Source organism: Nitrospiraceae bacterium (assembly GCA_021373015.1).
Classification (GTDB): domain Bacteria; phylum Nitrospirota; class Thermodesulfovibrionia; order Thermodesulfovibrionales; family UBA1546; genus JAJFTJ01.
Genome location: JAJFTJ010000018.1, coordinates 36,861 through 53,001, shown reverse-complemented (window position 1 = coordinate 53,001; position 16,141 = coordinate 36,861). Strand labels below are relative to the sequence as shown.

At 36.9% G+C, this 16,141-nt stretch carries 16 protein-coding genes; all 16 read left to right on the top strand.

Features of this window, described 5'->3' with window-relative positions:
* Positions 1–126 precede the first annotated feature (126 nt).
* The 16 genes from LLF28_07450 (at position 127) to LLF28_07375 (ending at position 16,140) form a co-directional block, all read left to right on the top strand.
* Positions 127–1,539: a phosphomannomutase/phosphoglucomutase gene (locus LLF28_07450; GenBank protein MCE5195262.1), complete on the top strand. Its 1,413-nt coding sequence runs from the start codon at positions 127–129 to the stop codon at positions 1,537–1,539.
* Positions 1,536–2,924 carry a mannose-1-phosphate guanylyltransferase/mannose-6-phosphate isomerase gene (locus LLF28_07445; protein ID MCE5195261.1) on the top strand — a complete coding sequence of 463 codons (1,389 nt, stop codon included), beginning with the start codon at positions 1,536–1,538 and terminating at the stop codon, positions 2,922–2,924. The genes LLF28_07450 and LLF28_07445 overlap by 4 nt, the downstream gene beginning before the upstream one ends.
* A 9-nt stretch (positions 2,925–2,933) precedes the next feature.
* Positions 2,934–4,052, top strand: a complete 1,119-nt coding sequence (gene gmd, locus LLF28_07440) for a GDP-mannose 4,6-dehydratase (GenBank protein ID MCE5195260.1) — start codon at positions 2,934–2,936, stop codon at positions 4,050–4,052.
* Positions 4,053–4,150: 98 nt separating this feature from the next.
* Positions 4,151–5,098: an SDR family oxidoreductase gene (locus LLF28_07435; GenBank protein MCE5195259.1), complete on the top strand. Its 948-nt coding sequence runs from the start codon at positions 4,151–4,153 to the stop codon at positions 5,096–5,098.
* Between the two features lie 8 nt (positions 5,099–5,106).
* Entirely contained in the window at positions 5,107–6,474 is a 1,368-nt protein-coding gene (locus tag LLF28_07430; GenBank protein ID MCE5195258.1) for a flippase, read from the top strand.
* Positions 6,471–7,421 (top strand): GDP-L-fucose synthase, encoded by a 951-nt coding sequence (locus tag LLF28_07425; protein ID MCE5195257.1) that lies wholly within the window; start codon positions 6,471–6,473, stop codon positions 7,419–7,421. The genes LLF28_07430 and LLF28_07425 overlap by 4 nt, the downstream gene beginning before the upstream one ends.
* On the top strand, positions 7,422–8,375 hold the full coding sequence (locus tag LLF28_07420) for a glycosyltransferase (protein ID MCE5195256.1): 954 nt from the start codon (positions 7,422–7,424) through the stop codon (positions 8,373–8,375).
* A complete protein-coding gene (locus tag LLF28_07415) occupies positions 8,372–9,748 on the top strand; it encodes a B12-binding domain-containing radical SAM protein (GenBank protein ID MCE5195255.1) in 1,377 nt (458 codons plus the stop codon). Before LLF28_07420 ends, LLF28_07415 begins: the two co-directional genes overlap by 4 nt.
* A 2-nt stretch (positions 9,749–9,750) precedes the next feature.
* Positions 9,751–10,614 carry an SDR family oxidoreductase gene (locus LLF28_07410; GenBank protein ID MCE5195254.1) on the top strand — a complete coding sequence of 288 codons (864 nt, stop codon included), beginning with the start codon at positions 9,751–9,753 and terminating at the stop codon, positions 10,612–10,614.
* Positions 10,611–10,970, top strand: coding sequence for a cupin domain-containing protein (locus LLF28_07405; protein MCE5195253.1), 360 nt, complete (start codon positions 10,611–10,613; stop codon positions 10,968–10,970). The genes LLF28_07410 and LLF28_07405 overlap by 4 nt, the downstream gene beginning before the upstream one ends.
* A 15-nt stretch (positions 10,971–10,985) precedes the next feature.
* Positions 10,986–11,900, top strand: coding sequence for a hypothetical protein (locus LLF28_07400; protein ID MCE5195252.1), 915 nt, complete (start codon positions 10,986–10,988; stop codon positions 11,898–11,900).
* A gap of 3 nt (positions 11,901–11,903) precedes the next feature.
* Positions 11,904–12,686 (top strand): methyltransferase domain-containing protein, encoded by a 783-nt coding sequence (locus tag LLF28_07395; protein MCE5195251.1) that lies wholly within the window; start codon positions 11,904–11,906, stop codon positions 12,684–12,686.
* Position 12,687: 1 nt separating this feature from the next.
* Positions 12,688–13,788: a glycosyltransferase family 4 protein gene (locus LLF28_07390; GenBank protein ID MCE5195250.1), complete on the top strand. Its 1,101-nt coding sequence runs from the start codon at positions 12,688–12,690 to the stop codon at positions 13,786–13,788.
* 42 nt (positions 13,789–13,830) lie between these two features.
* The gene (locus tag LLF28_07385; GenBank protein ID MCE5195249.1) at positions 13,831–14,616 is read left to right on the top strand and encodes a glycosyltransferase; all 786 of its coding nucleotides are present in this window, start codon (positions 13,831–13,833) and stop codon (positions 14,614–14,616) included.
* Positions 14,613–15,584: an NAD-dependent epimerase/dehydratase family protein gene (locus LLF28_07380; GenBank protein ID MCE5195248.1), complete on the top strand. Its 972-nt coding sequence runs from the start codon at positions 14,613–14,615 to the stop codon at positions 15,582–15,584. The genes LLF28_07385 and LLF28_07380 overlap by 4 nt, the downstream gene beginning before the upstream one ends.
* Positions 15,574–16,140, top strand: coding sequence for a sugar transferase (locus LLF28_07375; GenBank protein MCE5195247.1), 567 nt, complete (start codon positions 15,574–15,576; stop codon positions 16,138–16,140). Before LLF28_07380 ends, LLF28_07375 begins: the two co-directional genes overlap by 11 nt.
* Position 16,141 lies beyond the last annotated feature (1 nt).

Genomic DNA, 16,141 nt, shown 5'->3' with positions numbered 1-16,141 from the left:
ATTCGTTAGACGTCTCTGAATTGATTGCAGTATAATACACCATGCTGCAAAAATAATACATGCTGAATAAATTGTATACTGCTTAGATTTCTGGTAACTTTTAAGGATGCACAGTTCTGAATATTTATGATAAGCGGAAATATATTTAAAGAATACGACATAAGAGGCATTGCAGGCGCAGAGCTTAATAAAGACAGTGCGTTTTTAATAGGCAGGGCATTCTGCTCTTTCTTAAAACAATTAAATTCCGAGGCACATTCAGTCAGCGTGGGCAGGGATGTCAGATTAAGTTCCGAGGAACTTTCTTTAGGTTTAATTGATGGAATAACTTCATCAGGAATTGATGTAATTGATTTAGGGGTCTGTCCTACCCCTCTCCAGTATTTTTCGCTTTTCCACCTTGATCTTGACGGCGGGGTTATGATAACAGGAAGCCACAATCCGCCTGAATACAATGGTTTTAAAATAAGCATTGGCAAAGATACAATCTACGGAGCAGATTTACAGAAACTAAAAAAAATAATTAATAAAAGCAGTTATATCGCTGGTAATAGAAAAGGTATGATAAAAAGATTCGATGTGATAGCTGCTTATAAGAATTTTGTATCAGAACATTTTTCATATTTGAACAGCAGCAAATTTAAAAAAATAAAAGTAGTAATTGATGCCGGCAATGGAACAGCCGGTGTTATAGCCCCTGAAATTATTGAGAAGACAGGGTGCGAGGTTATTCCTCTATATTGCGAACCTGACGGAAATTTCCCGAATCATCATCCTGACCCTACAGTAATCGAAAACATGCAGGATTTGATTGATATGGTTAAACGCACAAAGGCTGACATTGGGATTGGATATGACGGAGATGCTGACCGCATAGGAGTTGTAAACACTGCAGGAGAAATTATATGGGGAGACCAGCTCCTTGTAATCCTCGGTCGGGAGCTTTTATCCGAAAATCATGGTGCAAAGATAATAAGTGATGTAAAATGTTCTCAGGTTTTATTTGATGATATCAGGAAGCACGGCGGACTGCCGATAATGTGGAAGACAGGCCATTCGCTTGTCAAGCAAAAGATGAAAGATGAAGGAGCGCTCCTTGCAGGAGAGTTCAGCGGACATATATTTATTAAAGACAGATATTTTGGATATGATGATGCTGTATATACAACAATAAGATTAATCGAGATAATTAAAAAATCCGGTAAATCAATTGAAGAGCTTCTTTCTGATCTGCCGAAGATGTATTTTACTCCTGAGATCAGGCTTGATTGCGCTGATGATAAAAAAAAGACTGCTGTCGAGGCAATAACATCGAAATTTATTGAGTATAAAAAAACAGACACTTCACCGCATAAGATACTTGATATCAATACGATTGACGGGATAAGGGTTGTATTCGAAAAAGGTTGGGGATTGATAAGATCCAGCAATACCCAGCCTGTTATTGTTATGCGAATCGAGGCATTAGACGAAGACAGCAAGAATGCTTATGAAATATTTTTAAGATCGGAATTTGACAAGATAATGGAGGCTATGTGAAGGCATTACTGCTTGCCGGTGGAGGAGGAACAAGGCTCTGGCCGTTATCCAGAAAAAATTACCCAAAACAGTTCTTAAAGATCAATGGCGATAAATCTCTTTTAAGACAGACTGCTGACAGGCTTCTGCAAACAGTTTCTCCGGAAGATATCGTTATCCTTACGAACAGCGACTATAAGTTTTATGTAAAATCCGAACTCCCGGAATTCAATAATATTATTCTCGAGCCTGAGGGAAGAAATACTGCGCCAGCAATCGCCCTTGGCATGAAGTACTGCATAGAAAAACTCGGGGCTGCTGATGATGAAGTAATATTTGTGACACCGTCTGACCATATAATCAGACCTGAGAGGAAGTTTGCTAAATATATGAAGCTTGCCGAGGCTGCAGCGCGTAAAGGCTGTATCGTTACATTTGGAATTAAACCTGACAGGCCGGAGACCGGCTATGGATATATAAAAGCCAAAAAGCAAAGGACAAATAAGATTAATGATAATATTCTGGAGGTAGAACGTTTTGTGGAAAAACCGGATATCAAAACCGCAAAAAAATATATGGCGTCAGGAAATTATTTCTGGAACTCAGGAATGTTCGCCTTTACCATAAAAACAATGATGAATGAGATGAAAATGTATGCGCCTAAAATAATAAATCTGATGAAAAACCCTTTCGATAATATGATCAACGATTTTATTAAAATGCCTTCGATCTCCATAGATTATGCAGTTATGGAGAGATCTGAAAAGGCTTGCATCATTCCTCTTGACATCTATTGGAACGATATAGGTTCTTGGGATTCTGTATATGATCTTCTTGAAAAAGACAGAACCGGGAATGTTAAGATCGGCGAATCTATTTGTATAGACACAGATAACTCTCTTATCATCGGCAATAAAAAAATGCTGACGACTATAGGCATGAATAATTGTCTGATAGTCGAGACCGACGATGCTGTGTTGATAGCAAAAAGAGGAGATGCTCAAAAAGTAAAAGAAATAGTGAAAAAACTAAAAGACAGCAAGCGCAAAGAAGCTGACGAACATGTCACTACATACCGTCCATGGGGAAGCTATACAATTCTTGAAGAAGGCATAGGATATAAAATCAAAAAAATTATTGTTAATCCTTTTGCGAAACTAAGCCTTCAGATGCACAATCGCAGGTCTGAACACTGGGTTATTGTCAAGGGAACAGCAAAGGTGACTTTAGGCGACAGAGAAATGCTTGTGCATGAAAATGAATCAGCATATGTTCCAAAGACAACTCCTCACAGACTTGAAAACCCGGGAAAATCTTCATTAGAAATAATTGAGATTCAGAATGGCGAATATACAGGAGAGGATGATATTATAAGAATGGAAGATATTTATGGAAGGGAATCTTAGGAGATAAATATGAAACGAGCTTTGATTACTGGAATTACAGGGCAGGACGGAGCATATTTAGCTGAGCTTCTTCTTGCTAAGGGCTATGAGGTTCATGGAATAAAACGCAGAGCGTCTTTGTTTAACACTGACAGGATAGATCATCTTTATCATGACCCTCATGATAAAGGATTGAAACTCAGCCTCCATTATGGAGACCTTACAGATGCAACGAATCTTATAAGGATAATTCAGGAGGTTAAGCCAGATGAGATTTACAATCTTGCTGCGCAGAGCCATGTAAAGGTTTCTTTTGAAACTCCTGAATATACTGCTAATGCTGATGCCCTTGGCACATTAAGGCTGCTTGAAGCAATACGCATATTAAAGCTTGAACAAAATACAAAATTTTATCAGGCATCTTCATCCGAACTTTATGGAAAGGTACAGGAGATTCCTCAGAATGAAAAAACTTCGTTCTATCCCCGCAGCCCGTATGCAGCGGCAAAACTCTATTCATACTGGATAACTGTAAATTATAGGGAGGCGTACAATATTTTTGCGTGCAATGGGATTTTATTTAATCATGAATCACCGTTACGCGGTGAGACTTTTGTCACGAGGAAGATAACAAGGGCTGTTGCCCGTGTTGCTTTAGGTTTACAAAAAAAATTATATCTTGGCAATCTTAATTCAAAGAGAGACTGGGGACATGCTGCCGATTATGTTGAGGCAATGTGGCTTATGATGCAGCAGACTGAACCTGAAGATTTTGTGATTGCTACAGGTGAAACACATTCAGTCCGGGAATTTGTTGAATTGGCCTTTGCTGAAATAGGAGTGCATATAAAGTGGGAAGGCGAGAGTATAAATGAAAAAGGCGTGGTAAGGGCTGTTGATTCACCCTTAAATAAAATGTCTTTGAAAACAGGAGAAGCACTAGTTGAAATTGATCATAGATATTTCAGGCCTACAGATGTTGATATCCTTCTTGGCGATCCATCAAAGGCTAAGAAAAAACTTGGGTGGAAGCCCAAGGTTACCTTTATAGAGCTTATCAAGATGATGGTTGCTGCTGATATTGAAGAAGCAAAAAAGGATATGCTCTGCAAAGAAGAGGGATTTAAGGTTTTCAATCACAACGAATAAAGCTCGAATTTTGTTATTAATATTTCTTAATTTATAAATAATCTTAATAAGTTTTAATAATAAAAATTGTCTTGCTGTTAAACATGAGGAGAATATTTATGAAAAGCTTACTGATGAAACGCATACTTGTAACTGGCGGAGCAGGCTTTCTTGGGTCACACTTATGCGGACGGCTTTTAAACGATGGGAATGAAGTACTCTGTGTGGACAATTTTTATACAGGGCGCAGAGCAAATGTCGCCAGTCTCATTGCCAATCCATTTTTTGAAATTATACGACATGACATTTGTTTCCCTTTATATATAGAGGTTGATGAAATATATAATTTGGCATGCCCTGCATCTCCAGTCCACTATCAATTTGATCCTGTGCAGACAACAAAGACCAGTGTGCATGGCGCAATTAATATGTTGGGGCTGGCAAAAAGAATAAAGGCAAAGATATTACAGGCATCAACCAGTGAAGTATACGGAGATCCCAAGGTATATCCTCAAAAAGAAGATTATTGGGGGAATGTTAATCCTATAGGGATAAGATCTTGTTATGATGAAGGGAAGAGATGTGCAGAAACGCTTTTTTTCGATTATTACAGACAACATAGCATAAAAATAAAAGTGGCAAGAATTTTTAATACCTATGGACCGCATATGCATCCAAATGACGGCAGAGTAGTCAGCAACTTCGTTGTGCAGGCATTAAGGGGAGAGAACATAACTGTATACGGCAAAGGGAGCCAGACAAGAAGTTTCTGTTATGTTGATGATTTGATTGATGGATTGATTAAACTTATGGACAGCCCTGATGATCTTACAGGGCCTGTGAATTTGGGAAATCCTGTGGAATTTACAATCCTTAAACTTGCAGAGAAAGTTATCGAAATGACTAATTCAAAATCAAAGATAGTGTTTAACCCTCTACCTCCTGATGACCCTACACAAAGAAAACCAGACATATCCTTAGCAAAAGCGCAGCTTGGATGGGAGCCAATCATTAAACTTGAAGAAGGGCTGAGAAAAACTATAGATTATTTTGAGAAGTTTTTATAGGACAGATATTGATTTTTATTAATCTTGAAAAAACAATAATAGACATACTACCTGAATTTATCAGCCGTCGCATTAAGGGAAGAAAAAATCTGCAAAAAATCCTGGCAAATACCGGATGGCTTTTTCTTGATAAGGTTGTGCGGATGGGAATTGGTTTATTTGTTTGGGTATGGATTGCGAGATATTTGGGGGCAGAACAATTTGGAATTTTAAGTTACGCAATGGCTTTCGTAGCTTTGTTCGGGGCTTTTTCAAATTTAGGCATGGATGGAATTGTTGTCAGGGATATTGTTAAAGAGCCAGAACATACGAATGAAATACTCGGCAGCACATTCATTTTAAGGATCGTTGGAGGCTTATCCGCACTAGTTTTAACAATCTTGGTTATATCATTTATGAGACCCAACGATACACTGACAATCTGGCTTGTTGGAATTATTTCAATCGGTTTTGTTTTCCTGTCATTTGATACTATTGATTTGCACTTTCAATCACAAGTTCAGTCTAAATATACTGTTTATGCGAAAAATGGCGCTTTTATTATAGTTAGCATAATTAAAATATATTTAATACTAATCAAAGCTCCGCTAATAGCATTTGCGTGGGCTGCCCTGGCTGAGATAGCAATAGGTAGTTTGTTCATGACAGCTGTTTATCGAATTAATGGATATCACATATTAACGTGGAAGATAAATACTAGGATAATGAAAGAATTGATCAAATATAGTTGGCCTTTGATTCTTTCTGGTGTAATGATAGCAATCTATATGAAAATAGATCAGATCATTTTAGGCGATATGTTGGGCAATGAAGCAGTAGGGCTTTATGCTTCCGCTGTACGTATTTCTGAAGTTTGGTATTTCGTCCCTGGAACTATTGTAAGCTCTGTTTTCCCTTTTATTGTACATGCTAAGCATGAGGGTAAAGAGATTTATTTTAAAAAAATTCTACAGCTTTATAAAATTTTAATCTGGATTGCCTTAGTTGTAGCCATCATTGTTACATTTTTAGCAAATGATATTATCATGGTTTTATATGGTGCAAAATATGCAGGCGCTGGGACAGTCCTTGCAATCCATATATGGACAGCTGTATTCGTTTTCTACGGGGTTGGTAAAAATGTTTTTATACAATGCGAAAATATGCAATTTTTTAGTTTTATTTGTACTGTGTTAGGAGCTTCATTGAGCATTATATTAAATATAGTATTAATCGGTAGATATGGGGTAGTAGGTGCGGCAGTAGCTGCTTTATGTGCTCAGACATTATCTGCAATCGTTATCCCATCTTTTTACTATAAAGATAGAATTAGTGTAAAATTGTTTTTTAAGTCTTTTTGTAATATATCAGAATTATGGAAGATGAGAACATTATGAACAGCGTTAACCCTAAAATATTTATAGCTGGACACAAAGGGCTTGTTGGCAGTGCAATTTATAGAAATTTACTGACAAAAGGATATAGCAATATTTTTATCCGGCAGCGCTCCGAATTGGATTTGTTAAATCCAACAGATGTAAATAAGTTTTTTTCCACCGAAAGGCCAGACTGGGTCTTCTTGGCTGCAGCAAAAGTGGGAGGTATTCATGCTAACAACACATATCCAGCTGATTTTCTTCTGGATAACCTGAAAGTACAGAACAATGTTATTGAAAGTGCTTGGAAAAATGGCATTAAAAAATTACTGTTTCTTGGTTCTAGCTGTATCTATCCTAAAATGGCGCCGCAGCCTATAAAGGAAGAATATTTGCTGACTTCCGAATTGGAAACCACCAATGAAGCATATGCTATAGCGAAGATTGCAGGAATCAAACTTTGTAATGCCATGAACAGGCAATACGGCACTGATTATATATGTATTATGCCCACGAATCTTTACGGCTTAAATGACAACTACCATCCTGAGAACGCCCATGCTCTCCCAATGCTGCTGAGAAGATTTCACGAGGCAAAACTTAATGGAGATGAAAATGTCGTTGTCTGGGGAACGGGTAAACCACGGAGGGAATTCCTGTTTGCTGATGATCTTGCAGAAGCTTGTGTTTATCTAATGGAAAAATACTCTGCTGTTGACATTGGAGAAATGATAAATATCGGAACAGGTAAAGACTGTACAATTGCCGAATTGGCAAATTTAATAAAAGAAGTAGTAGGATTTAAGGGATCAATTAAGTTTGATACGACTAAGCCTGACGGAACACCGCAAAAGCTTCTGGATGTTTCTCGTATTCACGCGCTCCGATGGCATCATAAAACCTCTTTGAAAGAAGGTCTTCAAAAAACTTATCTGGATTTTCTTAACAATAGAGAGCTGAGAAGGTAGATGAAAATAGGTTTTTATATCCAGTGGTCTAAAGGTTCTTTGAATTCACGTGGTAACGTACTTGGGGATGAGCTTTTTGCTGAGTCAATGTGCAAGACGCTGCTGCAATTTCAAGGAATAGAATCATGCGAACTTTTTGCCCCTAATTATTTGCCCAAACATAAACTTGATGTAATGATCTATCTGAATGATGTTAAACCTAACAACCGATGGGCGGCAAAACACTTGCTTTATCTCCAAAATGCATATGGAGAAGGTTCTGATAAGGCTCTTGCCCGTTTTCAGCAGATTGGATATGACGGCTACATTTTTGTGTCTAATAAACTGTGCAATATGCAAAAGCAAAAAGGCTGTCCAGCAATCTTCCTCCCTTTTGGCGTGGATGTTAATATGTTTCAGCCGCATAAAAAAAGCCTCAGATATGATTATGATGTTTCCTATATTGGTAACGATATAAAGGGTGAAAAGAGAACCCTTTTATATTTATATCCTGCTGTTGATTATAATTTTGGTCTTTATGGCAACTGGATGCCATCGCTTAGACAAAAACTGTTATTTAAACGACTTCCATATCAAAAAAAATTTGCCAGCATTTCAAAAGGTAAGATTCTACAGAATGAAATTCCCCTGCTATATTCCAGCGCAAAGATTAATTTGAACTGCACAGCTCAGGATTGTGTGGACTGGGATGTGATTACTCTGAGGACATATGAAGTACTTGCTTGCAAGGGTTTTCTTATTACTGACATTGTACCTGTTGCTGAGCGAGAGCTTAAGGACTGTGTGATTTTTACGAATGGCGGAGACGATCTCAAAGAAAAAATTGAATATTATCTGGCAAGACCAGAAGAACGTGAAAGAATTGCCCATAATGGATATCATTATGTTATTGAAAATGCGACTATTACTGCCAGAATGAAAACTCTAAATGCATTTTTAAGGAAAATACTATGAAAATTCTTTTTGTTAATGCGCCTGTGATTCGTTCTGCGCACTCTTCACCTGATAACGATTTTAAGATAGAGGGATTTGTTTTTAAACCTGAATATAGAAAGTTTCCATGCGCTTGGGAGTTTTATAGGCTTTTGAAAATTTTTGGCATTGGGAGGAGTGTGCGTTATGGTGTAAGAGCAGGTTCAAGATGGCCATGGACTATGAAAGTTCCTGCTGGAGCCGTTCATTTTCCTTTTATAATGGGTTATGCGGCTTCGTATCTTAAAATGCATATGTTTGAAGTTGCTATAATTGATGCTGTTGCAGATGAGGAATATTCTTATCAAAGATTTATTGAAAAGGTTAGGAACGAATCAGCTGACATAGTGGTTATTGAATGTTCCACCCCGACTATTGACATAGATCTCTGGGCTGGGAAAAAGATATCAACTTTTACAAAAGTATGTCTTGCAGGACCACATCTTACTGAACATGCTGAGAAAATTAAAAAGGAACATCCTTATATAACATATCTGCTTAAAGGAGAATATATAAAAAGCTGTCTGGAAATGGCCCAAACTAAGCGAGTTGGCATATATGAATCAGAAGTTGTTGATAATCTTGATTCTATTCCATTCCCATTTCGGGATTATAAGGCTGCAATTAAGTATTATGATCCGACTATGCCGACACCTCGCCCACAGTTGCAGATTTATGCTAGTAAGGGGTGCCCCTTTAAGTGCACTTTCTGCATGTGGCCGCAAACTATGTATAAAGGCAAGGTCTCACTTAGAAGTCCAGAGCGAGTTGCTGAAGAGATCAGATTGTGCATTGATAAATACGGTTACAGAAGCATTTTTTTTGATGACGATACCTTTAATGTTGGTAGTGAACGAATAAGTAGACTTTGTGATGAGTTGAGAAATATTGGTCTGCCATGGACAATGATGGGAAGGCTGGATTGTTCTGCTTCATGGCTTTACGACAAAATGATTGATTCAGGATGTGTAGGAATGAGGTTTGGGGTCGAAACCTTTAACAGTCAGGTTCTAAAAAATATTCGCAAAGGCTTTGAGTCAACAGCACTCATTGATAATCTGGCGCATATAAGCAAAAAATATCCTAAACTCATGATCCATCTTACTATGATGAAGGATCTTCCTGGGCAGACTGATGAAATTCATTTATCAGACATGAAGATTTTAAAAGATTTGGGTTATAGCACAAAAAATATTTACCGCAGCTATCAGCTTTCCTCATGTGTACCATTCCCTGGTACTGAAATGTATCAAGAACTAATCCAGAAAACTGGTAAGGAGCAGTTGGACAATTTTCAATTGTATGACGGCGGCAAGGATACGATAATGAAAAAACTGAAAAAATTAAGGCAGTAGATATGAAGATTTTATTAACTGGATCTACAGGTTACGTAGGAAAAATCATCAAGACGCACTTTGAGAAGAAATACGATATAACAGGTGTAAGCTCTTCTTGTCTATGCGATAAAAAACAGATTCAATGTGATTTAACTGATCAAAAAACTGTACTGCAATTGGCTAACAGTATAAACCCTGACATAATAATTCATGCGGCAGGCAATAAAAATATAGCTTATTGTGAAAAAAATCCAGAAGATGCATTTCGAATAAATTGCAATTCTATTAAGAATATTGTAGCGGCTTTTGGCAGACAAAGCAGGATTATCTATATATCAACTGATTATGTTTTTGATGGACAAAGAGGGTATTATAAGGAACATGACCAGCCAAATCCTGTTTCTGTATATGGCAAAAGTAAATTATGCGGTGAGTCAGAAAGTGTACGGATAGGAAATAACAATAGCTTTACAATTCTAAGGCTAAGCGCATTATATGATTTACAAGCAATTTTTCCAAGATTCCTTTTTGAAAAATTATCCAATAATAAGTTTGTAGAGTGTTTTACGAATGTTAAATATTCTCCAACGTATTACAAAGATTTCTTGGTTTTGCTTGAAAAAATAGTGAATAACAAAGAAATAACAGAAAATATTTTTCATGCTTGTGGTGAGGCAATATCAAGATATGATTTTGCACTTGCCTTTGCTGAGGTGTTTGGTTTTAATGAAAAACTTATAACTGGAATTTCAAAGGAGAATAACACAATGTTTTTATTTCCAGACTTGTCAATGTCAAATGAAAGGACAAAAGCTATTTTAGATATTAAGACAACTAGTCTGAAACATTCTCTGCAGGAAATGAAAATGGAGTTAACTAAATGAAAGCGATGATCCCTTACAAAAAAATTGAAGATAGCAGAGGGAAGTTTCTTGGAATTGTGAATTCCGGAGATTGGGAAGAAATAAATTATATTGAGACAATGCCTGGTGAAGTGAGAGGGGGGCATTATCACAAAGAAACCAGAGAACTTTTCTATATAATAGAAGGTGAGATTGACATTGAAATTAAACACTTACATAAATCTGTGGAAAATAACTTTACTGTAACTTCAGGTTCCATATTTATAATAGAGCCTTTTGAAATACATACATTTATCTGTAAAACTAAATGTATGTGGATTAATGTGTTATCCAAGAAAATAGACGACCAGTTTTGTGATATTCATCGTGTGTTATAAGGATGTTAAGAATAAATGACTGATTGGCGATTAAAAACTCCTGTTGCGTTTATTATTTTCAATAGACCTGATACCACTGAGAAGGTCTTTGAGGCGATTCGTATGGCAAAGCCACCCAAACTTTTGGTGGTCGCAGATGGTCCTCGTGCGGATAAGTATGGAGAAGCGGAAAAATGCAAGGCTGCTCGCGCAATTATCGACAAAGTGGATTGGCCTTGTGAAGTTTTTGCCAATTATTCAGATTTAAACATGGGCTGTAAGAACCGAGTGTCTAGCGGGCTTAATTGGGTTTTTGATACCGTTGAAGAAGCTATTATTCTTGAGGACGATTGCATTCCCCATCCCACATTTTTCAGATTTTGTGAAGAACTGCTTGATTATTATAAAAATGATACGAGGATAATGTCCGTCAGCGGAGATAATTTCCAGTTTGGAAAACACACAACCCGTTACAGTTATTATTTTTCCCGTTATAGCCATGTATGGGGATGGGCTACATGGAGACGGGCATGGAAGCACTATGATGTAAAGATGGGATTATGGCCTGAGATTAAAGATGACGATTGGCTTTCAAATATCCTTTCTGGACGTCGGATTATCAAGTACTGGAGGGATAATTTTGAATCAGTCTATTCAGGGAAAATTGATACATGGGATTACCAATGGACATTTGCATGTTGGTTACAAAATGGAATGTCGATATTACCTGCATTTAATCTAATATCAAATGTCGGTTTTAGCTCAGATGCAACGCATACTAAGAGACAGAGTATTTTCTCCAATATGGCTGTTTCTGAGATGAAATTTCCAATAATCCATCAACCTTTTATAGTAAGGGATTCACGAGCTGATGCATTGACCGAAAAACTTATGTTTAGAAAATCATTTTTATTAAAAGTGGCATCCAGGTTACGTTATGCCCTTAGGTAAAATATGAAAGAAAAATGCCCTGTATGTAATAGTATGCGTGAAGTTAAATTTACTGCTCAGATACTTAAGAAGTACAATGTCAATTATTTGTATTGTCGTAAATGCGGATTATTACAGACAGAAAAACCATACTGGCTTGATGAGGCATACAGCAATGCTATATCGAACGCTGATACGGGATTGCTGACTCGCAATATAAATATATCAAAAAAATTGAGTGCTCTTTTATATTTTTGTTTCGACCGTGACGGCAGGTATCTTGATGTTGCAGGTGGTTATGGAATTCTAACGCGCTTGATGAGAGATATTGGGTTTGATTTTTATTGGGCAGATCAATATTGTCAAAATCTTTTTGCACAAAAGTTCACAATAGCTGAAGCTGAAAAGTCTTTTTCTGCGATCACTGCTGTTGAGGTTTTTGAACATCTGAACGACCCTATACAATTTATTCGGAAGTGTTTGTCGCAAATGTCTACAAAGACTATTATTTTTTCAACCGTATTATTTGAAGGCGAACCGCCAGCTCCAAATGATTGGTGGTATTATTCTTTTGCAACAGGACAGCATGTCTCTTTTTATCAAAGACGAACCTTGTTTGCCATTGCAGAAAAGCTTAATCTTCGCCTTTACAGTAATCGGTATATGCATATTTTTACTGATCAGAATATTTCAAATTCGAAATATCATTTACTTATGAGTCCTATTTCAAAGGTGCTCTCTTGGTATGTAAGTTTACGTCTTGATTCTTTGACCATGTCAGATCATATAAAAATAATTAATGAGTAAAATGATACTAGTTGCCTACGATCATCAAATATTTTCATGGCAGAAATACGGAGGGATATCTCGTTATTTTTATGAAATTTCATCACGAATTCAAAAATTGGATAATTACAAAGTAAAAATTTTAGCGCCATTGTATGTTAATCGGTATTTGAAGGATAATCCTCTCCCTTATGTTGTTGGTCTGCCTTTTCCCTGGATTCCAAAATCTGGTAGAGCAATGCAGATTATTAATGCTCCAGTAGTACGATGCCTTCTCCATAGGAAAAAACCTGATTTAGTTCATGAAACATATTTTTACGAAAAAAAACTTTCCCCTATAAAATCTCGAACTGTTATTACTGTTCATGACATGATCTGCGAAAAATTCTCTCAATATTGCAGACCCTCAGATAAAATGAGCCAAATAAAAAAAGAAGCTGTTAAAAGAGCGGACCATATCATATGTGTTTCAGAGAACACGCGTAAGGATATGATTGAATTATTGGGCGTTGAGTTTAATAGAACATCAGTCGTATATCATGGCTGTGCCATTCCGACAGCAATGGATACTGACTTATTAATAGCAGCTGATAGACCATATATAGCTTATGTCGGGTTAAGGGGAGGGTATAAAAATTTTTCAAAATTGCTTCATGCGTATTCGTCATCTGATTTCCTCAAGAATAATTTTGCAATAATATGTTTCGGGGGCGGTCAATTCAGCAGCAGAGAGCTTAAAGAAATTTCCGACCTTAAAATTCCGCTCAACGCTGTTATCCATTTAGATGGAGACGATAGTACACTGGCTCGAATTTACAAACAAGCAGAAATTTTTGTTTATCCTTCACTTTATGAGGGATTTGGCTTTCCTCCATTGGAAGCTATGTCATTTGGCTGTCCGGTAGCCTGCAGTCATACAAGTTCTATGCCGGAAGTTTGTGGAAGCGCTGCAGAATATTTTGATCCGTATGATATTGAATCAATACAACTGGCAGTTGAAAAGGTTGTTTCATCTCCTTCTCGCAGGAATGAACTTGTCCTTGCAGGATATACGAATGTGCACAATTTTTCATGGGATAAATGTGCTAAAGAGACAGCAGAAATATATAAAAGCCTTTTATGATGTTGTGTCTTAGGACATTCTTATCTAAATCTCAAGGCATTTATGATAAAATCTTTTATGCCTGTTTATAACGATAAAATAACTATTATTACTGTTGCATATAATTCTGAGAAAACAATTGAAGATACCATCTGTTCAGTTCTTTCACAAACTTATCCCAATATTGAATATATCATTGTAGACGGAGCATCTAAAGATGGGACTCTGGCTATTGTTAATAGATACCGCAGCCGAACAGCTAAGATAATTTCAGAGTCGGATAAGGGAATTTACGATGCTATGAATAAAGGCATCGGACTGGCGACTGGAGATATCGTAGGATTTTTGCATTCAGACGATGTTTATTTTAATAATGACGCAATCGCTGATATTGCACAAACATTTCAGGAAAAGAATACTGATTCAGTGTTTGGAGATATGGTTTATGTTAACAGATACAATACAGAAAAAATAATAAGATATTATCGAGCTGATGATTTTTCAACAGATAGGTTTGCTTTTGGCTGGATGCCTCCTCATCCTACTTTTTTTGTAAAGCGTCAATTTTATCAAAAATACGGAGTATTTCAAGATGACTACCGTATTGCAGCTGATTTTGAGCTGTTGGTAAGATTTCTGTCTACATACAGCATAACATACACATATATTCCCAAGACGCTTGTTAAAATGAGAGTGGGTGGAACTAGCACGAGGAGTTTGGCAAGCACTTTAATTTTAAATAAGGAAATTCTTAGAGCATGTGCTGAAAATAATATAAAGACCAATTATTTCAATGTTTATAGCAAATACCTAACTAAGGTTTTCCAATTAATCAACAGGCCAAAATGAAAATTTTGATAACAGGTGCAAACGGTTTTATCGGCAGAAGGGTTTGTCAAATTTTTGCTGAGAAAGGACATTTTGTCAGGGCTGCTGTAAGGAATAACAGCTTTGTTCATTTGAATGCTAATATTGATGTTGTGCATGCCAGTGATATAGACTTTTCCAATGCCTGGAAATCTGTACTCACTGGAGTGGATGTAATTGTTCATCTTGCTGCCAGAACTCATGTTATGAACGAGACATCAAAATATCCTCTTGCTGAGTACCGCAAGGTAAATGTTGAAGGCACACGCAGGCTTGCATCCATGGCTGTACAGGCAGGCGTGAGACGGATAGTTTATGTCAGCACTATTAAAGTAAACGGTGAGAGTACAGGTGAGAGAGCATTCAGAGAGTATGATATTCCTTCTCCTCAGGATCCTTATGCTATATCAAAATGGGAATCAGAAGAAGTGCTCCGTGATTTTTCAGTACGCCATGGTTTGGAAGTTGTAATAATAAGGCCTCCCTTAGTGTATGGTCCAGGTGTAAAAGGCAACCTGTTGAAATTGATGAAATATATTTACCATAGGTATCCCATACCTTTTGGCGGGATACAGAACAGACGCAGTTTTATATCTCTTGACAATCTCGTCGATGTGCTTATCTTGTCTGCTACAAACGCTGTTTGCAACGGGCATACTTTTTTGGTCAGTGATGGTGAAGATATCTCTACGACTGCTCTTGTCAGCAAAATTGCAGAAGCTATGGATATAAAAACTAATCTGATTAAATTCCCATATAAAACTATTTCTCTTATCACGAAAGTTTTCCCGTCATTACAATACATTTCTGACAGACTTACCAGCTCGCTCGCTGTTGACAACTCAAAATTCAAAAGAATGTTTGACTGGATTCCCCCTCAGACAATTCAAGACGGAATTAAAGCTATGGTTGCCTGTTATACTGAAGGGAGAGGATGCAATGTCAGCTAAGCGATTATTTGATCTTATACTTTCTGTGATAGTATTCATTTTGATACTAATCCCCATTGCAGTTATTGGTATGGCTGTTAAATTAACATCAAAAGGACCTGTGCTTTTCATTTCAAAAAGGTTAGGCCGCTGCAATTCTATATTTAAAATGTATAAATTCCGCACTATGCTGACGAATGCTCCGCTTGTTCCTACACATCTAATTGACAACCCTGAAAAATATTTGACTCCAATAGGGAGTTTTTTGAGGAAAAGCAGTCTTGATGAGCTTCCTCAGATTATTAATATACTGAGAGGAGAAATGAGTTTTATCGGACCAAGACCAGCATTATATAATCAAAATGATTTGATCAAACTGCGCACTGAAAAAGGTGTTCATGAACTTATGCCAGGACTTACAGGCTGGGCACAGATAAATGGGAGAGATGATCTTCCGGTGCCGGTTAAAGTAGAATTTGATGAATTTTATAAAAAAAATCGAAGTTTTATTTTTGACATAAAAATATTGTTCAAGACCTGCATAAAGGTTCTTAAAAAAGAAGGGATAGCTCATTGAA